The sequence below is a fragment of the Streptomyces sp. MUM 203J genome, assembly GCF_022414595.1.
GTDB lineage: Bacteria > Actinomycetota > Actinomycetes > Streptomycetales > Streptomycetaceae > Streptomyces.
Genome location: NZ_JADWYO010000016.1, coordinates 13,796 through 31,018 on the forward strand (window position 1 = coordinate 13,796; position 17,223 = coordinate 31,018).

Genomic DNA, 17,223 nt, shown 5'->3' on the forward strand with positions numbered 1-17,223 from the left:
CGCATGGAGAGGACCACCGGACGCTCCCCGCCGGCCGACGCCCGACCCCCGCTCCGCGGAGGCCCCGCGGGCAGGGAGGGCCGGAGGTCGGGTCCGGCGCTCACCCGGACGCCCTACGGACGGCCGTGCAGGCCGCCCAGGCCGTCGGCTTCGCCTCCGGCGAGATCGTCAGCCGCTGGTCCTCACGGCGGACGGCGAGCCGGTACCCGGTCACGCTCCGCGAATCGTCGGTCGTCGTGGGCGCAAAAATCGGAGGGCTCTTCTTCAAGGCACGGTTCGGCGCGCCCCGCGTCGCCGCGGCGACGCCGAAGTCGGCGGGCACGGCGCCGATGCTGCTGCCGGGTGCGGCGCAGGCCGGACCTCGGCCCGTCCGGCGGGTGAGGACGAGCGGCGTGCAGGAGGAAGGAACCGCCGGAGGCCCCTACGCACCCGTCACCCTGTCACCACCGGCAGCCCCGAAGCCGGCCGCCCCCAATCGCTCCACGAGCCGTCGTACACGGCCGCCGCCTTCCCGCGCCCCGCCAGCTCCGCGCCCAGTGCCAGCACGCAGGCCGTCACCCCGGATCCGCAGCTGAACACCAGCCGTTCCGCCCCCGCGGTCCGCTCGTCGAACCGCGCCCGCAGCGCGTCGGCCGACCGCATCCGGCCGTCCCCGTCCAGGAGTTCACCGAACGGCAGGTTCACTGCGCCCGGCATGTGACCGCCGCGCAGACCGGGGCGCGGCTCGGGCGCCGTCCCCGCGTACCGCCCGGCCGACCGCGCGTCCAGCACGACCGCCGCGCCGTCGCGCAGCGCGGCCCGCACCTCGGCCCTCCCGACGACCGTCCCGCCCCGGGGCCGCGCGGTGAAACCGCCCCGCACCGGCGCCGCGGCCTCGGGCGCCCGTTCCTCCACCGGCAGTCCCGCCCCGCACCACGCGGGCAGCCCGCCGTCCAGGACGGCCGCCCGGTCGAAGCCCATGGCCCGCAGCATCCACCAGGCCCGGGGGCTGGAGTAGATTCCGGCGGCGTCGTACAAGACGACCGTGCTCCCGTCGTCGACGCCGAGCGCGCGTACCGCCTCGGTGAAGGCGGCGGGCGCCGGCATGGTGTGCGGCAGCGCGGACGCGGGGTCGGACAGGGCGCCGTCGAGGTCGAAGCGCCGCGCGCCGGGTATCCGCCGCCCGGCGTCCCGGTGTGCACCGACCGACGCATCGAGGACGACGAGCCCGGGGAGGTGGAGTCGGGCCGCGAGCCAGTCGGGCCCGACGAGTGGGGTGTTCGGTTCATCCAGCACGCCCACAAGATCACCGTGGCGCGAGAGCGCTGTCAACGGCCTGCCAGAGGGTACGGTTTTCGGCCAGGTTGTGTTCGCGGCGTGTCGTCCTCGTACACCTTCACGCCTCTCGCTCGTTGTCTCTGATGACCCTTGAGAGGTGAAGACCCGTGGAGGAGAGGGCGTTGACGCGCTGGCACCCGCATCCGGAACTGCTCGTGTCCAAGGCGGCGGCCGGGTACCTGACCCGGCAGCCCGACACGGTCCTCACGAAGAAGCAGGTCAGCCGGGCGTTGCAGATCCCGCACGACGTCCACGGGAGGGTCCCGGACGGGCTGACGGTCGCCCAGCTCCGGGTGCTGTTCGCGACGCCGCCGCAATGGCTGCTGGAGCAGCACCGCACGCTGGAGGCGAAGGGCGTGGCGACGGCTCGCTACGAGGTGCGCCTCCCGGCCGAGTCCCCGGCGGCGGAACCGGCGGAGCACCCGCGCCGTGAGGCCCGCGCGGCCCGGTCCCGGACGGCCCCGCCGCCCCGGAGCCGGCAGTCCCAGCCGAGGCCCAAGGCTCAGCCGAAGCCGCTGCCGCACGCCGAGCCCCCAGCCCCGGCCCGGCCTCGGTCCCAGGCACCCTCATCCCAGCCGCAACCGCAGCCCCTGCCGGAGGTCCAGCCGGAACCCCGGCCGGAACCCCGGTCTCAGGCTCCCCGCCCGCCCCACCAGATCCCCCGCGAGGCCCCCCGCCCCACCCGCCCCACCCTCATCCCGACGTTCAGGGAACCCACCCTGTAGGCCCCGTCCCCATCCCCTCACGTCCCTGTACATTGCCTCACAGGCAACCAATGGCTGATCTGGGTCGATCAGTTTGGCTGATACCAGACATGTGTGACCCGCACTCCACGCGGCCTCCGTCCCGCTAGCGTCGGCTGAACAGGGAGAGGACGCGGTCGGCGAACCCGTCCTCCCTCCGCCTCGCGGCGCCCCCGGCACCCCATGAGCCGGTCGGGCCCCGCCCCCTCCCGGCCGGCCGCCGCGCCCGCCTGTTCCCGGACACAGCCAGGTCGGTCCGTGCACGGCACACGACTCCTCCCCACCGGCGGTGGTCTCCGGCGTCGGCCCCTAGCTAAGAAGGACGGATTGCATGGACTCTGCTCTCGGTCGAGTCAGACGTGTACGTGAGGCCGCGGAGGACCGCGCCGGGGAACTGGCCTCGCGCTACCGCCGGTTCAGCGAACCGGCGCTGCGGATCAGCGTGGGTGTCGTCTTCGTATGGTTCGGCGCCCTGAAGTTCCTGCCGGGGATGAGCCCGGCGCAGGATCTCGCCGTGCGGTGTATGCAGGTGCTCTCCCTCGGGCTGGTCCCCGCCGACCTGACCAGGCCGATGCTGGCGGTGATGGAGGTCGGCATCGGTCTGCTCCTGATCGGCGGGTGGTGGCTGCGCACCGTCGTGGCGGTGTTCCTCGTCCACATGGCGGGGGTCTTCGCCACGCTGGCGATAGCACCGGACGCGGTGTGGGTGGACGGCTCGCCGCTCCAGCTCACCCTGGAGGGCCAGTACATCGTCAAGAACATCGTGCTGGTGACGGCCGTGCTCGCGGTCGCCGCGGCCCGACTGGGCGCCAGGCAGCACGCCCGTCCCCCGGCGCCGGTGCCCGCGCACATATCCGTACCGGCGTCCGTGACGCCGTCCGTACCGACCCCCGTACCCGCATCCGTCCCTGCCCCCGCGCCCGTACCCGCCCCGGCCCCGCTGCCGGCCGCGGAGCACGAACCGGCTGCCGGCTGACCGCCCCGGGCCCCGGCCCGAGTCACCACCCCCCACACCGGCAGTCCATCTGACGGAATAACAGAACCCGCCCATCGCGTTACAGGCCCTCAGCAGCCCCCGCCTGCTGAGGGCCTGCCCGCGTTCACGGCTGCCCCGGAGACATCGGACGGACCGTTACCCCCCATCGGGTTCACGGCCGTTCAGGCGCCTCTTCCCGTCAGTAACTTCGTTCTCGCAGGAAGCCACCGCTCCCGCGGCACCGCGCCGGACCGCTCAGCGCCGGGCCACGCCCCCTACGCACCTGGCGGCTTCCCTCCAGTGACGACTCCTGCCAGCCGAAGAGGACGCCCATGACTCCGCGCACCCGCCGCGGCACTCGCCGCATAGCCACCGCCGCCGCCCTGCTGACGGTCGGTTCCTTCCTGGCCACCGCCCCGGCCGCCCAGGCCGAGGTCACGCCCGAGCCCGACGCCTCCGAGTCGCTGCGGCGCGCCAACCCCGTCCTGGTGTGGAACCAGGCCGCCTACGACGCCACGGTCGCCGTCTCCAACGGCCTCTCCGCCCCGCCGGTCGGCGCCCGCTACTTCGCGGTGCTGCACACCTGCGTGTACGACGCCTGGGCCGCGTACGACGGGACGGCGGTCGGCACCCGCCTCGGCGACCAGCTGCGGCAGCCCTGGTGGAAGCGCAGCTACTCCAACAAGGCCGCGGCCGTGAACTACGCCGCGCACCGCGCGCTGGTCGACCTGTTCCCCTCCCAGAAGGCGGCCCTGGACGCCAGGCTCCAGCAGCAGGGCTACGACCCGGACAACAACGAGGTCAACACCACGACTCCGGCCGGCATCGCGCACAAGGCGTGTGACGCGGTCCTGGAGTTCCGCCACAACGACGGCGCCAACCAGCTGGGCACCCCCGCCTACTCGGACCCCAACCCGGACTCGTACGACTACAGCAACGGCTGGACCGACTGGACGGGCTTCGACAGGTCCACGATCCAGGACCCGGGCAAGTGGGCGCCGATCAAGAAGGACGGCGTCACCCAGAAGTTCGTGGGCTCGCAGTTCCCGAACGTCACACCGTTCGCGATGAGCGACGTCGACGACTTCCTGCCCCCGACCCCGCCCGCGTACGGCTCGGCCGAGCAGAAGGCCGCCGAGGCGGAGCTGCTGGACTACAGCGCCAACCTCACGGACAAGCAGAAGGTCATCGCGGAGTTCTGGATCGAGGGCCCGGAGTCCCCGACCGGTCACCAGAACCAGTGGGCGCAGTACGTCTCCAAGCGGGACAAGCACTCCATGGACGAGGACGTGAAGATGTTCTTCGGCCTCAACCTCGGCATGGGTGACGCGGGCATCGCGATCCGCAACTCCAAGAAGCACTTCGACTACGCCCGTCCGATCTCCGGGATCCGCTACGAGAACCAGGGCGAGCAGATCCAGGCGTGGGCCGGCCCGGGCCTCGGCACGCAGACCATCGACGGCAAGGACTGGAAGCCGTACATCTCCACCCCGGCCTTCCCCGCGTACGTCTCCGGGCACAGCACCTGGGGCTCGACGGCCGCGGAGTTCCTGAAGCAGTGGACCGGCAGCGACTACTACGGTGACAAGGTCGTCGTGAAGGCCGGCAGCTCCAAGATCGAGCCCGGGATCACCCCGGCGACCGACGTCCAGCTGAAGTGGAACACCTTCAGCGAGGCCGCCGACCAGGACGGCATGTCCCGCCTGTACGGCGGTGTCCACTGGAGGTTCGACGCGGAGGCCGCGCGTCAGCTCGGCATCGACATCGCGCAGAACGCGTACGCGGTGGCCCAGACCTACTTCAACGGCACCGCCACCTCCTGAACCACTCCCGCCCCTCCCTGCGCGTGCCCTGCCGACTCCCTTCCCCGGCAGGGCACGCGCCCTTCCACGCCCCGGCCGGTCCACGCCCCGGCCGGGGTTCCGGACCGTCTGCCGGAGCGCCTTCAGGGCGGTGACGTTCGAGCCCGGCTCCGGGCCGCGAGGCCGCCCGCGGCCGGGAAATGAGGTGTGGAGGCCGCGGGTGCTCGGCACACCGCGCGGATGAGTGATTGGCCGTGCCCGGCGTCGAGGATCAGGCCGTGATCCTCACGGCCGCTGATGCACTGCAGTGACCTCGTCGCACGTCGCGCATGACGGAGATCAGCGGCGGTTGACCTTTCCCGGCGTGGTGTCGGGCGGATGCCCGGCACCTGCGGCCCTTCGCGGCCTCCGCGGTACCGAAGCGAATGTCCCACTCGTCCCCGATGGGCGGCGGCGCCACCCGGTCCCCCCTCTTCGGTGTCATGGAGCGGCCACCACCCCGTAGTCCGTGGCGTCGAGCGGGGACGTGAGGTCCCGGTGGAGCTCCGGGTCCGCCTTGATCCGAGCCGTGGCCTTCCAGGCGGCGACGATGCCGGACAGCGGACCGTACACATCGATGTCCGCCGCGTCCCGGACGGCCTGGACGATCTCGACCAGGAACTCCTGCACCTCCTCGGGGTCGAGGTGGCGAACCCACGGGAAGGTCTCGGGGAGTGCGAGCAGCAGCGCCCGGGCGCCCTCATCACTCTTGATCAGGGCGGCGAAGGTACGCGCGATGGTGGCCACGGCCTCCTCGCGGCGTTCCTCGCGCTCGGCCGTCGTCAGTATGAGATCCCCACCGTCGCGCCGGGTGATGCGCAAGCGCTCAGCGCCCTTCAGCTTCGCAGCCACATCTCGTGCGTGTCGGGACAGGTCGGAGAAGGTCACTTCTTCGATGGTGGTCATACCGGCAGGCTACTTCTGAAGTAATTCAGAACTTATTCACGGTCACCCGAGTCCACCGTTCGGGTGACCGTCCGCTGCTTACGCCCAGACCTCCCTTCCGCCACGACCACGCCGCTCCGCCTCACGCCCCGGTTCGCGGCCGGTGCATCCGCCAGCGTCAGGGCAGGTGTCGGCCGCGGCCCTCTCCGGGTCCACTGCCTCGCCCTCGTGCTGGAGCAGCGCGAAGACCGCCGGGGGGCTCCCGCCGGGTCGCCGTCCGGAGGAGCACGTCACTCAGCCGGTCACCTGGCGCACCGCCCGCACCAGGGCCTGAGCCCTCGGGTCCGCCGTCACACCCTTGCGCATGCCGTTGGTGACATAGCCGAACGCGACACCCGACTCCGGGTCCGCGAAGGCCAGGGAGCCGCCGCGTCCCGGGTGGCCGAAGGAGCCGGGGGCCAGCAGCGGGGCGGCCGGGCCGTGCAGCATGTAGCCGAGGCCGAAACGGGTGTTCACCACCAGGACGCGGTCCGGGCCCGCCGACGCCTGCCCGCGTGCCAGCTCCAGGGTCGCCGGGTCGAACAGCCGGTGGCCGTCCACCCGGCCCTGCAGGGACGCGTAGAAGCGGGCCAGCGCCCGGGCGGTGGCGATACCGCCCGAGCCGGGGAGGCCCGCCGCCCGGTAGGCGGGGGTGTTCTCGTCGGGGGCGGGCGCGATGACGCCGAACGCCCGGCGGGTCAGGGACTGCGGGTCCGCGTACGCCTCCGCCACCTCCCGCTTCGGGCGCAGCACCAGGCCGCCCGCCGCCGCCCCGGGCTCCGGCAGCTCCCCGATGCGGCCCACCCGGGGCGCCTCTCCTTCCGGCAGGCCCAGCCACAGGTCCAGGCCCAGCGGGCCCGCGATCTCCTCGGCCACCCACCGGCCGAGGGGCCGGCCCGTCACCCGCTGCACCAGACCGGCCAGCAGCCAGCTGTACGTGTGCGCGTGGTAGCCGTGCTCCGTGCCCGGCTCCCAGACCGGCGTCTGGGCCGCCAGGGCCTCCGCCCCCGCCTCCAGGTCCAGGGCCCGGGCCGGGGTCAGCGGCTCGGACAGGACCGGGACGCCCGCCCGGTGGGCGAGGAGGTCGCGGACCGTCGTCCGCTCCTTGCCCGCGGCCTTGAACTCCGGCCAGTACGCTCCCACCGGTCCGTCCAGGTCGAGCTCGCCCCGCTGGTGGAGCAGCAGCGGCACCGCCGCCGCCACGCCCTTGGTGGCCGAGCGGACCACCTGGGCGGTGCCGGACTGCCACGGTGCGTCGCCGTCCACGTCCCGTGCGCCCGCCCACAGGTCCACGACCTTGCGGCCGTCCCGGTACACGGCCACCGCCGCTCCGCGTTCCCCGAGCCGGGTGAGGTTACGGGCGAAGGCCATGCGCACCGGCTCCCAGCCGGGGGCCGCCGTGCCGTGTATTCCGGGGGTGTCCTGGGCCTCCGCCATGGGGTTCTGCGCCTTCTCTCGGATCTGTGCCGGTCATCCCATGGTGCAACGGCCTACTGCGCGTCCGGATTCCGGGTCGGCCGACCCGGCCGGGCCGTCGGGTCGAAGCCGAACGGCAGCTCCAGCCGGTGCCTGCGCATCAGCTCCTCGTCCGCCAGCAGCTCCGGCGTCGGCGCGTCCGCCGCGATCACGCCCTGGCTGAGGATCACCGACCGGGGGCACAGCTCCATCGCGTACGGCAGGTCGTGCGTGACCATCAGGACCGTGACGTCCAGCGCCGTCAGGATCTCGGCCAGTTCCCGCCGCGACGCCGGGTCCAGGTTGGACGAGGGCTCGTCCAGGACGAGGATCTCCGGCTCCATCGCGAGCACCGTCGCGACGGCCACACGCCGCCGCTGGCCGAACGACAGGTGGTGCGGGGGCCGGTCCGCGAAGTCCGCCATGCCGACCCGCTCCAGCGCCTTGCGGACCACCGCCTCCAGTTCCGCGCCCCGCAGCCCCGCCGAGGCGGGGCCGAAGGCCACGTCCTCCCGTACCGTCGGCATGAACAGCTGGTCGTCCGGGTCCTGGAAGACGATGCCGACGCGGCGGCGGATCTCCTTCAGGTTCTGCGGGGCGACCGGGAGACCGGCCACCGACACCGTGCCGACCCCGCCGGCCAGGATTCCGTTCAGGTGCAGGACCAGGGTCGTCTTGCCCGCCCCGTTGGGGCCGAGCAGCGCCACCCGTTCCCCGCGCTCCACGGTCAGGTCGACCCCGAAGAGCGCCTGGTGCCCGTCCGGGTACGCGTAGGCCAGCCCCTTGACCTCCAGTGACGGGACGAAGGAGAGGGACGATGGTGTGCTCATAGCGTCCATCCCACCAGACACACGGCCAGCGCCGACAAGGGGAGTGCCGCCGCCCGCCCCCACTGGGCCCGGGTCGCCGTGGACTCGTCGAGCGGCGGCATCGTTCCCGCGTAGCCCCGGCTCACCATCGCCAGATGGACCCGCTCTCCGCGCTCGTACGAGCGGATGAACAGCGCCCCGGCGGACTTCGCGAGGACGCCCCAGTGCCGTACGCCCTTCGCCTCGAAGCCCCGGGAGCGGCGGGCCACGGACATCCGGCGCATCTCGTCCGTGATGACATCGCCGTAACGGATCATGAACGACGCGATCTGGACCAGGAGCGGGGGCAGCTTCAGCCGCTGGAGGCCCAGCAGCAGGGCCCGCAGCTCGGTCGTGGCGGCGAGCAGGACCGAGGCGGCCACGCCCAGGGTGCCCTTCGCCAGCACGTTCCAGGCGTCCCAGAGGCCGGGGACCGACAGGGACACGCCGAGGACCGTCGTCTGTTCGCCGGGGACGACGAACGGCATCAGGAACGCGAACGCCACGAAGGGGATCTCGATGGCCATCCGCTTGAGAAGGAACCCGGGCGGGACGCGGGACGCCGCCGCCACCAGCGCCAGCAGCACCCCGTACACCGCGAACGCCCACATCGCCTCGCGCGGCGTCGAGACGACGACCACGACGAAGCCGAGGACGGCGACCAGCTTGGTGTGCGGCGGCAGGGCGTGAACCGGCGAGTGGCCGTGCCGGTAGAGCTTGTGGGTGTGGCCCGCGCCCATGTCAGGCCGCTTCCTTCACGGTGCTCTCCTGGGCGGCCGCGGCCCTGCGGCGGGACGCGGCCGCCCAGAACACGCCGGTACCGAGCGCGAGCGTCGCGCCCACGCCGAGGGTGCCCGCCAGCCCCCCGGACAGGCGGGCGTCCGTGATGCCGCTGACGCCGTAGTCGGCCAGCGGCGATTCGGCGGTGGCGTGTTCCGCGGCCTGCTCGTCGATGCCGTAGTCGGCCGCGACGCTCTCCAGGCCGTCCGGGCTGGCGGAGGCGTAGTACGACACGAACCCGGCCAGCAGCACGGACGCGGCCAGACCCGCGGCCCAGGCCTTCCGGGCCGGGCGGCCACCGGACACGGCCACGGGCGCGTCGGCGGCGGGCGCGTCCACCAGCTCTCCGCCCACCCGCAGCTTCAGCGGCGCCGACAGCCCCCGGGCCCCGTACACCAGGTCCGGCCGGACGGCGACGACCGCGCCCACCGTCGCCATGGTGATCGCGGCCTCGCCGAGCCCGATCAGGGTGTGGACGCTCAGCATGGCGACCAGTACGTCCCCGACCGGGACGCTGGTCGTGCCGCCGATCGCGTAGACGAGCGTGAACGCCGCCGCCGACGCCGGCACGGACACCAGTGCGGCCACGAACGACGCCGCGGCCATCGTGCGGCGCCCCCGCGGCAGGACCTTCACCAGGCCCCGGAACACCGCGTACGCGATGAGGACGGTGACCGCGCCCATGACGGTGATGTTGACGCCCAGCGCGGTGAGCCCGCCGTCCGCGAACAGCACGCCCTGCATCAGCAGCACCACGGCGATGCACAACAGGCCCGTCCACGGTCCGACGAGTATCGCGGCCAGTGCACCGCCCAGCAGGTGGCCGCTGGTCCCGGCGCCGACCGGGAAGTTCAGCATCTGCACGGCGAAGATGAAGGCCGCGACCAGGCCGGCGAGCGGGGCGGTCCTGTCGTCCAGCTCGCGCCGGGCCCCGCGCAGGCCTGCCGCGACGGCCCCCGCGGCGACGAGACCGGCCGCGGCGGACACGGGTGCGTTGATGAATCCGTCGGGCACATGCATGGTTCAGGACCGCTTTCAAGCTCATGGAGGGGGCGTGTCGGCCACTCGATGATGGCCGCTTCTGCAAAGAGCTTGCAAGAGCGCACCGGCCACAGGAGATGGGTTGGGCGGGTCTGGGGTTTGGTGGGACATTGGTGAGAAACACGTGGACTGTGCTGATTGCGGCCCGCGCGGCATGCGGGTCGTGCCGAACGCGCTGAGCGAGGAGCCCGACGATGTGCCCTTCCGGCGGACACCCCGACGACGACCGTCCGCTCCCGGCCGACGGCCCCCGGGTGCGGGTGCGCGCCAAGGGCCTGGCCATGACGGACGGCCCGCTGGCCTCGCCCGTGCCCGTGGAGCTGCGCTACGACGGGGACGCCGCCCCCGCGACCGTGCGGTTCGACCTGCCCGGCGGCGACACGTGGACGTTCCCGCGCACCCTGCTGGAGGCCGGGCTGACCTCCCCGGCCCGGCGCGGCGCCGTGGAGGTGTGGCCGTGCGGGCGGGTGCAGACCGTGGTCGAGTTCCACTCGGCGGAGGGCACGGAGGTGTTCCAGTTCGACTCGGCCACGCTGCTGCGGTTCCTGCGGCGCACGTACGCCGCCAGCACGCCGGTCGTGAGGTGACGACCCCGGGGTGACCCGGTGCGGCGTACTGGCGGCGTTCGGGCGCGGCCCGGTCCGGACGCGCGGCTGCGGTCAGGCGCGCACCAGCTCACGCTCCGCGTCCGGGTCCTCCCGGTCGGCGTGCCGGTCGTCGCCGCCCAGCTCCTTGCGCAGGCCCTCGCCCTCGACGTCCACGTTCGGCAGCGCCCGGTCCAGCCAGCGGGGCAGCCACCAGGCCTTGTGGCCGAGCAGGGCCAGGACGGCCGGGACGATCGCCATCCGGACGACGAAGGCGTCGAACAGGACGGCGGAGGCGAGACCGAAGCCGATCATCTTCACCATCTGCTCGCTGGAGCCGATGAAGCCCGCGAACACGGAGATCATGATGATCGCGGCGGCGGTGACCACCCGGGCGCCGTGCCGGAACCCGGTGACGATCGCCTCGCCGGGGCGCTCCCCGTGGACGTACGCCTCGCGCATCCGGGTGACGAGGAAGACCTCGTAGTCCATGGCGAGGCCGAACACCACACCCACCATGAAGATCGGCATCATGCTCATGATCGGCCCGGTCTGCTCGACGCCGAACAGCGAGCCCAGCCAGCCCCACTGGAAGACGGCGACGACCGCGCCGAGGGCGGCGACCACCGACAGCAGGAAGCCGAGCGCGGCCTTGAGCGGGACGAGGACGGACCGGAAGACCACCATCAGGAGCAGGAAGGCGAGGCCGACGACCAGCCCGAGGTACGGGAGGAGGGCGTCGTTCATCTTCTGCGAGAAGTCGATGTTCATCGCGGTCTGGCCGGTGACGAGGACGTCGTCGCCGGTGGTGTCGCGGATGTCGCGGACCAGGTCCTCGGTCTCCGCCGAGGAGGGGCGCTCCTTCGGGATGACGGTGACCATGGCGGTGTCGCCCGCCTTGTTGGGCGTGGGCGGGGTGACCATGGCGACCCCGTCGAGCCCCTTGATCTGCTCCACCGCACGGTCGGCGGCGGCCTTGTCGCCGTCGACGACGACCATCAGCGGGCCGTTGAAGCCGGGGCCGAAGCCGTCGGACAGCAGGTCGTAGGCACGGCGCTGGGTGGTGGAGGTCGGCTGGGCACCGTCGTCGGGCAGGCCCAGCTCCAGGGAGGCGGCCGGGACGGCGAGCGCGCCGAGGCCGAGGACGCCGACGAGCAGGACGACGACCGGGCGGCGCAGCACGAAGCGCGCCCAGCGGGTCCCGAGGTTGGGCTTCGCCTCGGCGGTCTTCGCGGCCTCGTCCGGGCCGGTCTTCCCGGCGGCCCGGGCGGCCTCCTGCTCGGCCAGCGCCGTGCGTCCCTTGCGGCCGAAGACGAACCGGCCGGCGTAGCCGAGGAGCGCGGGGATCAGGGTCAGCGCGATGAGGACGGCGATCGCGACGGTGGCCGCGGCGGCGACGCCCATCTTGGTGAGGATCGGGATGTTGACGACGGCCAGGCCGACGAGGGCGATCACGACGGTGAGGCCCGCGAAGACGACGGCGGACCCCGCGGTGCCGACGGCCCGTCCGGCCGCCTCCTCCCGGTCCCGGCCTTCGAGCAGCTCGGAGCGGTAGCGGGAGACGATGAAGAGCGCGTAGTCGATACCGACGGCCAGGCCGATCATCGAGGCGAGCGTGCCGGTGGTGGTGCCGAGGTCCAGGGTGCTGGCGAGCGCCGTGATGCCGGAGACGCCGATACCGACGCCGATGATCGCGGTGAGCAGCGGCAGACCGGCGGCGACGAGCGCGCCGAAGGTGATGACGAGGACGATCCCGGCGACGATGACGCCGATGATCTCACCGGTGCCGGTCTCGGGGGCGGCCATCAGGGCGTCGCCGCCGATCTCGACGGTGAGGCCGTCCTTCTGGGCCCCGGTCCCGGCCTTCTCCAGCGCCTCACGGGTCTCGTCGGTCAGCTCCATGCCGTTGACCTTGTACGAGACGTGGATGTAGGCGGTGGAGCCGTCCTGCGAGACGGCCTGGGCGGTGTACGGGTCGGTGACGGCCGCGACCTGCTCGGAGCCGGAGCGCAGGTCGCCCACGGCCTTGTCGACGGCGGCCTTGTTGTCCGGGTCGGTCATCTTCTCGCCGTCGGGCGCCTTGAAGACCACCCGGGCGGTGGCGCCGTCGGCGCTGCCGCCGGGGAAGCGCTGCTCCAGCAGGTCGAAGGCCTTCTGGGCCTCCGTGCCGGGCATCGAGAAGGATCCGGAGGTGGCGGCGGGCGCGGTGGCGGCGCCCACGCCGGCGAGCGCGAACAGCGCTATCCACAGCAGGGTCACGGCATGGCGGCGCCGGAAGGCGAACCGCCCGAGTTTGTAGAGAAACGTAGCCACTGGGGCGTACTCCCGATGGTGAGTGGGTTCAGTTCCAGGTCGGTTGTCTGGGGAGTCGTCCCGACGGCGTCGAGCGGTAACACGCGTCAGGTGTTGTGCGGTGCTTCGGCCGGAGACCCCGGCCGTGGAGCGTCACCCCCGGGGCCTCGGCCCGGGGGCGTGCCACCGCTTCCCGGGCGCGGGGACGCCCGGTCGGGTGGCGGATTCAGACGCCCAGTGCGGGGAGCACCACGGCGTCGACGTACGCGTTGAGAAAGGCCTGGTCGCACGGTCGGTCCTCGATGATCGGCCGGGTGACGAAGGCCCCCACCATCATGTGCGGGACCAGGTCGAGCGCCGGGTTGTCGGCGCGGACCTCGCCCCGCTCCACCGCGCGCCGCAGCATCTGCCCCAGCCCGGTCATCTCGGGCTCGATGAGCAGTTCCCGCAGCGCCTGGAGGAGTTCGGGGTTGGAGTCGATGGCATGGGCGAGGCCCCGCATCATCGCGGAGTCCCGTGCCATCTCGCAGTCGTCCGTGCGCGAGATCATCTCGCGGAAGTCGCCCCGGAGGGTTCCGGTGTCGATCTCCTCGATCCGTACGGGCTTGTGGTTGCGCAGGGACTGGGCGACCAGCTGCGGCTTGCTCCCCCACTGGCGGTAGAGGGTGGCCTTGCTGGAGTGGGTACGGGCGGCGACGGCGTCCATGGTGAGCCCGTCGTAGCCGACCTCCGCGAGGAGGTCGATGACGGCCTCGTACAGCTCCGACTCGCGTTCCGGGGTGAGCCTGCTGCGTGCCATGGCGTGCCTTGCCTTCGTGATGGGTCTGTACGAAACCGTTTCGTACGCCTCCGACTTTAGGCCATCCGCCAGCGAAACGAAACTGTTTCGTACGTTGTCCGGGTCACCCGGCGGTCACCCGGCCGTCCCCCTGGCGTCCCGGCGGTCACCCGACCGTGGTCCGGGCCGCCCCACAGGTTGCCGGGCCCCCTCCGCGCGGAAAGCATGACTGTGTGAGCAGCGACGGCGCGTACCTCCGGTTCCCCCACCTCCATCAGAACCTGCTGTGCTTCGCGACCGAGGACGACCTCTGGGTCGCCCCGCTGGCCCCCGACGGGGAGACGCCGGGCCGGGCCTGGCGGTTGACGGTGGACCGTACGCGTGTCGGCCACCCGCGCTTCTCCCCCGACGGGCGCCACATCGCCTACACGAGCTGGCGCAGCCTGGACCCCGAGATCCATCTGGCCCCGGTGGACGGCGGCCCGGCCCGGCGGCTGAGCCACTGGGGGTCGCTCGACACCCGGGTGTGCGGCTGGGACCCGGACGGCAACATCCTGGCCGTCACCTCGCACGGCCAGCCGTTCTCGCACTTCTCCTGGGCGTACAAGGTCGCCCCCGACGGCAGCCCCGGCCGCCGTCTGCCGTGGGGGCCGTGCGCGGACATCCAGGTCGCGGACGTGGGCGGCGAGCACCGGACGCTGCTGCTGACCGGTAAGCCGCCGCACGAACCGGCTTCCTGGAAGCGCTACCGGGGCGGGGCGACCGGGCGTCTGTGGCTGCACGGCGAGCGGCTGCTGCCGGACCTGGGCGGCCATCTGGACTGCGCGATGTTCGTGGACGGGAGGGTGGCCTTCCTGTCCGACCACGAAGGCGTCGGGAACCTGTACTCGTGCCTGCCGGACGGTACGGACCTGCGGCGGCACACCGACCACGACGCCTTCTACGCCCGGCACGCCTCGTCCGACGGGCACCGGGTGGTGTACCAGTGCGCGGGCGACCTGTGGCTGGTGGACGCGCTGACGCCGGACGCGCGGCCCCGGCGGCTGGAGGTCCGGCCGGGCGGGCAGCGCGCGGGACGGCGGCGGTACCACGTGCCCGCCTCCCAGCACCTCCAGGCGGTGTCCGTGGACCAGACGGGGCGGGCCAGCGCGGTGTGCGTGCGGGGCAGCCTGTACTGGCTGACGCACCGGGACGGCCCGGCGCGGGCGATCGCGGACACCCCGGGCGTACGGGTGCGGCTGCCGGAGATGCTGGGCGGCGGGGGGCGGATCGCCTACGTCACGGACGCTGAGGGCGAGGAGGCGATCGAGGTCGCGTACCTGCCCCGGGCCAGCGGTGTCCGGCCGCCGCGCCGGGTGGCGGCGGGGCGGCTGGGCCGCGTGCACGAGATGGTGGCCGACCCTGCGGGCGAGCGGCTGGCGGTGGCGACGCACGACGGGCGGCTGCTGCTGGTCGGCGTACCGGAGGAGGAGACGGCCGGGGCCGGCGAGGTGCCGGAGCCGTACGGCGCCGCGGACCCCGCCGCCTCCGAAGGCCCCGCCGCACGGGCCGCCGCCGAGGTCACCGAGCTGGTCCGGTCCGTCAACGGGCCCGTCCGGGACCTGGCGTTCTCGCCGGACGGGGCCTGGCTGACCTGGTCCCACCCGTTCATCGGCCGGTCGCTGCGGCAGATCAGGATGGCCCGGATCAAGGACGGGCTGATCGTGGACGTGACGAACGGCCGGTTCGAGGACGAGAGCCCCGTCTTCACCCGGGACGGCCGGTATCTGGCGTTCCTCTCCTGGCGGGGCTTCGACCCGGTGTACGACGTGCACACCGGTGACCTGTCGTTCCCGCTGGGCTGCCGCCCCTACCTCGTGCCCCTGGCGTCCACGACCCCGTCGCCGTTCGCGCTGTCGCCCGAGGGACGGCCGGCGGCGGGCGGGCTGGATCCGGGCGGGGAGGAGACGGCGGGCGACGGGACGGTCCTGGTCGAGGTGGAGGGACTGGAGAGCCGGGTGACGCCGTTCCCGGTGGCCGCGTCCAAGTACTCGTCCCTGCACCCGGTGAGCGGCGGCGGGCTGGTGTGGCTGCGCTGGCCGATCTCGGGCGCGCTCGGGGAGACCTTCGTGAACCCGTCCGACCCGTCGGAGCGGCCGACCCTGGAGCACTTCAGCATCGCGAAGGCCCGCAAGTCCGAACTGGTCCCGCATCTGGACTGGTTCGGGGTGAGCGGGGACGGAACCCGCCTGGTCGTGGTCGACGAGGGCGACCTGCGGGCGCTGCCCGCGACCGAGTCCGGGGACCCGGACACGACGGTGTACGTGGACGCCCGGCGCATCCAGCACGAGGTCGACCCGGGGGCGGAGTGGCGGCAGGCGTACGCGGAGGCGGGCCGGATCGTCCGGGCGTACTTCTGGGACCCGGGGATGAGCGGCATCGACTGGGACGGGGTCCTGGAGCAGTACCGGCCGCTGGTCGAACGGGTCGCCTCGCCCGACGAGTTCGCGGACCTGCTGCGCGAAGTACTCGGCGAGCTGGGTACGTCGCACGCCTATGTGACGCCCTCCCGGCGCAACGAGGGCCCGCCGCACTACCAGCGGGCGATGGGGCTGCTGGGCGCGAACCTGGTCTGCCGGGAGGGGAGCTGGGTGGTCAGGCGGATCCTGCCGGGCGAGTCCTCGGACTCGAAGGCACGCTCGCCGCTGGCGGGGACCGGGATCCGGGAGGGGGCGGTACTGACGCATGTGGACGGGCGGCCCGTCGATCCGGTGACGGGCCCGTATCCGCTGCTGGCGGCGGCGGGCGGGACGACCGTGGACCTGACGTTCGCGCCCGGTGAGGGCGAGCAGGGGCGGCCACGGCGGGTGGCGGTGCTGCCGCTGGTGGACGAGCGGCCGCTGCGGTACCAGGACTGGGTGGCCAAACGGCGCGACGTCGTCCACGAGTTGAGCGAGGGCCGCTGCGGCTATCTGCACATCCCGGACATGGGCGGCTCGGGCTGGGCGCAGTTCAACCGGGACCTGCGGATGGAGATGGCCCGGCCCGCGCTGATCGTCGACGTGCGGGGCAACGCCGGGGGCCACATCTCCGAACTGGTCGTGGAGAAGCTGACCCGAAGGATCCTGGGCTGGGACCTCACCCGGCACGCACAGCCCGTCTCGTACGCCTCCAACTCGCCCCGCGGGCCGGTGGTCGCGCTCGCGGACGAGGCCACCTCGTCGGACGGGGACATGATCACGGCGGTGTTCAAGCTCCAGGGGCTCGGCCCGGTGGTGGGCCTGCGGACCTGGGGCGGGGTCGTCGGCATGACGGGCCGTCACCGGCTGGGCGACGGCACGGTGATCACGGTGCCGATGAACGCGGCGTGGTTCGAGGAGTACGGCTGGGGCGTGGAGAACCACGGCGTGGAGCCGGACATGGAGATCGAGCGCACCCCGCTGGACTGGGCGGAGGGCCGCCACCGGCAGCTCGCGGACGCGGTGGAGGTGGCGCTGGGCCTGCTGGCGAAGCGGGGGGCGTCGGAGCCGCCGGACTATTCGGGGACCCCGGACCGCAGCCGCCCGCCGCTGCCGCCGCGCTGACCCGGCGCCGGACGGCGCTGTGCCCCGGGCGAGGCACTCAGCCCGGGGCACAGGCGTCCTTCCGCCACCGCTTCGCGGCTG

The 17,223-nt window shown here is 73.1% G+C and carries 14 protein-coding genes; 5 read left to right on the top strand and 9 right to left on the bottom strand.

Annotation, left to right across the window (positions count from 1 at the left end; genetic code table 11):
- Positions 1 to 100 precede the first annotated feature (100 nt).
- Together I3F58_RS11465 and I3F58_RS11470 are read right to left on the bottom strand one after the other, a co-directional pair.
- A complete protein-coding gene (locus I3F58_RS11465; protein WP_240108222.1) occupies positions 101 to 322 on the bottom strand; it encodes a hypothetical protein in 222 nt (73 codons plus the stop codon).
- 110 nt (positions 323 to 432) lie between these two features.
- Complete coding sequence (locus I3F58_RS11470; protein ID WP_240108223.1) at positions 433 to 1,275, bottom strand: sulfurtransferase; 843 nt, start codon at positions 1,273 to 1,275, stop codon at positions 433 to 435.
- A 164-nt stretch (positions 1,276 to 1,439) separates the two neighbouring features.
- On the opposite strand from I3F58_RS11470, the gene I3F58_RS11475 reads away from it, so the two are divergent.
- The 3 genes from I3F58_RS11475 (at position 1,440) to I3F58_RS11485 (ending at position 4,859) form a co-directional block, all read left to right on the top strand.
- Positions 1,440 to 2,042 carry a hypothetical protein gene (locus I3F58_RS11475; protein WP_240108224.1) on the top strand — a complete coding sequence of 201 codons (603 nt, stop codon included), beginning with the start codon at positions 1,440 to 1,442 and terminating at the stop codon, positions 2,040 to 2,042.
- Between the two features lie 349 nt (positions 2,043 to 2,391).
- Positions 2,392 to 3,036 (top strand): DoxX family protein, encoded by a 645-nt coding sequence (locus I3F58_RS29345; RefSeq protein ID WP_275678414.1) that lies wholly within the window; start codon positions 2,392 to 2,394, stop codon positions 3,034 to 3,036.
- Positions 3,037 to 3,368: 332 nt separating this feature from the next.
- Complete coding sequence (locus I3F58_RS11485; RefSeq protein WP_240108225.1) at positions 3,369 to 4,859, top strand: vanadium-dependent haloperoxidase; 1,491 nt, start codon at positions 3,369 to 3,371, stop codon at positions 4,857 to 4,859.
- A gap of 459 nt (positions 4,860 to 5,318) precedes the next feature.
- Here I3F58_RS11485 and I3F58_RS11490 read toward each other — a convergent pair whose 3' ends face one another.
- The 5 genes from I3F58_RS11490 to I3F58_RS11510 all read right to left on the bottom strand — a co-directional run bounded on the left by I3F58_RS11490 (position 5,319) and on the right by I3F58_RS11510 (position 9,904).
- Complete coding sequence (locus tag I3F58_RS11490) at positions 5,319 to 5,783, bottom strand: prevent-host-death family protein (protein ID WP_240108226.1); 465 nt, start codon at positions 5,781 to 5,783, stop codon at positions 5,319 to 5,321.
- Positions 5,784 to 6,056: 273 nt separating this feature from the next.
- Positions 6,057 to 7,238: a serine hydrolase domain-containing protein gene (locus tag I3F58_RS11495; RefSeq protein WP_240108227.1), complete on the bottom strand. Its 1,182-nt coding sequence runs from the start codon at positions 7,236 to 7,238 to the stop codon at positions 6,057 to 6,059.
- 53 nt (positions 7,239 to 7,291) lie between these two features.
- Entirely contained in the window at positions 7,292 to 8,086 is a 795-nt protein-coding gene (locus I3F58_RS11500) for an energy-coupling factor ABC transporter ATP-binding protein (RefSeq protein WP_240108228.1), read from the bottom strand.
- Positions 8,083 to 8,844, bottom strand: a complete 762-nt coding sequence (cbiQ, locus tag I3F58_RS11505; RefSeq protein ID WP_240108229.1) for a cobalt ECF transporter T component CbiQ — start codon at positions 8,842 to 8,844, stop codon at positions 8,083 to 8,085. The genes I3F58_RS11500 and cbiQ overlap by 4 nt, the downstream gene beginning before the upstream one ends.
- Position 8,845: 1 nt before the next feature.
- Entirely contained in the window at positions 8,846 to 9,904 is a 1,059-nt protein-coding gene (locus I3F58_RS11510) for an energy-coupling factor ABC transporter permease (RefSeq protein WP_240108230.1), read from the bottom strand.
- A gap of 215 nt (positions 9,905 to 10,119) precedes the next feature.
- Between I3F58_RS11510 and I3F58_RS11515 the strand changes: the two genes are divergently transcribed.
- The gene (locus I3F58_RS11515; protein WP_240108231.1) at positions 10,120 to 10,512 is read left to right on the top strand and encodes an SsgA family sporulation/cell division regulator; all 393 of its coding nucleotides are present in this window, start codon (positions 10,120 to 10,122) and stop codon (positions 10,510 to 10,512) included.
- A gap of 72 nt (positions 10,513 to 10,584) precedes the next feature.
- Here the strand turns inward: I3F58_RS11515 and I3F58_RS11520 are convergent, their stop codons facing one another.
- Positions 10,585 to 12,822 (bottom strand): MMPL family transporter, encoded by a 2,238-nt coding sequence (locus I3F58_RS11520; RefSeq protein ID WP_240108232.1) that lies wholly within the window; start codon positions 12,820 to 12,822, stop codon positions 10,585 to 10,587.
- A 205-nt stretch (positions 12,823 to 13,027) separates the two neighbouring features.
- Positions 13,028 to 13,600, bottom strand: a complete 573-nt coding sequence (locus I3F58_RS11525) for a TetR/AcrR family transcriptional regulator (RefSeq protein WP_240108233.1) — start codon at positions 13,598 to 13,600, stop codon at positions 13,028 to 13,030.
- A 212-nt stretch (positions 13,601 to 13,812) separates the two neighbouring features.
- Between I3F58_RS11525 and I3F58_RS11530 the strand changes: the two genes are divergently transcribed.
- Positions 13,813 to 17,142, top strand: a complete 3,330-nt coding sequence (locus tag I3F58_RS11530; RefSeq protein WP_240108234.1) for a S41 family peptidase — start codon at positions 13,813 to 13,815, stop codon at positions 17,140 to 17,142.
- The last annotated feature ends 81 nt before the right edge of the window (positions 17,143 to 17,223 follow it).

Coding starts and splice junctions, on each gene's coding strand:
- I3F58_RS11495 (WP_240108227.1), bottom strand. CDS start 7,238: ATGGCGGAGGCCCAGGACACCCCCGGAATACACGGCACGGCGGCCCCC.
- I3F58_RS11515 (WP_240108231.1), top strand. CDS start 10,120: ATGTGCCCTTCCGGCGGACACCCCGACGACGACCGTCCGCTCCCGGCC.
- cbiQ (WP_240108229.1), bottom strand. CDS start 8,844: ATGGGCGCGGGCCACACCCACAAGCTCTACCGGCACGGCCACTCGCCG.
- I3F58_RS11525 (WP_240108233.1), bottom strand. CDS start 13,600: ATGGCACGCAGCAGGCTCACCCCGGAACGCGAGTCGGAGCTGTACGAG.
- I3F58_RS11485 (WP_240108225.1), top strand. CDS start 3,369: ATGACTCCGCGCACCCGCCGCGGCACTCGCCGCATAGCCACCGCCGCC.
- I3F58_RS11500 (WP_240108228.1), bottom strand. CDS start 8,086: ATGAGCACACCATCGTCCCTCTCCTTCGTCCCGTCACTGGAGGTCAAG.
- I3F58_RS11490 (WP_240108226.1), bottom strand. CDS start 5,783: ATGACCACCATCGAAGAAGTGACCTTCTCCGACCTGTCCCGACACGCA.
- I3F58_RS11510 (WP_240108230.1), bottom strand. CDS start 9,904: ATGCATGTGCCCGACGGATTCATCAACGCACCCGTGTCCGCCGCGGCC.
- I3F58_RS29345 (WP_275678414.1), top strand. CDS start 2,392: ATGGACTCTGCTCTCGGTCGAGTCAGACGTGTACGTGAGGCCGCGGAG.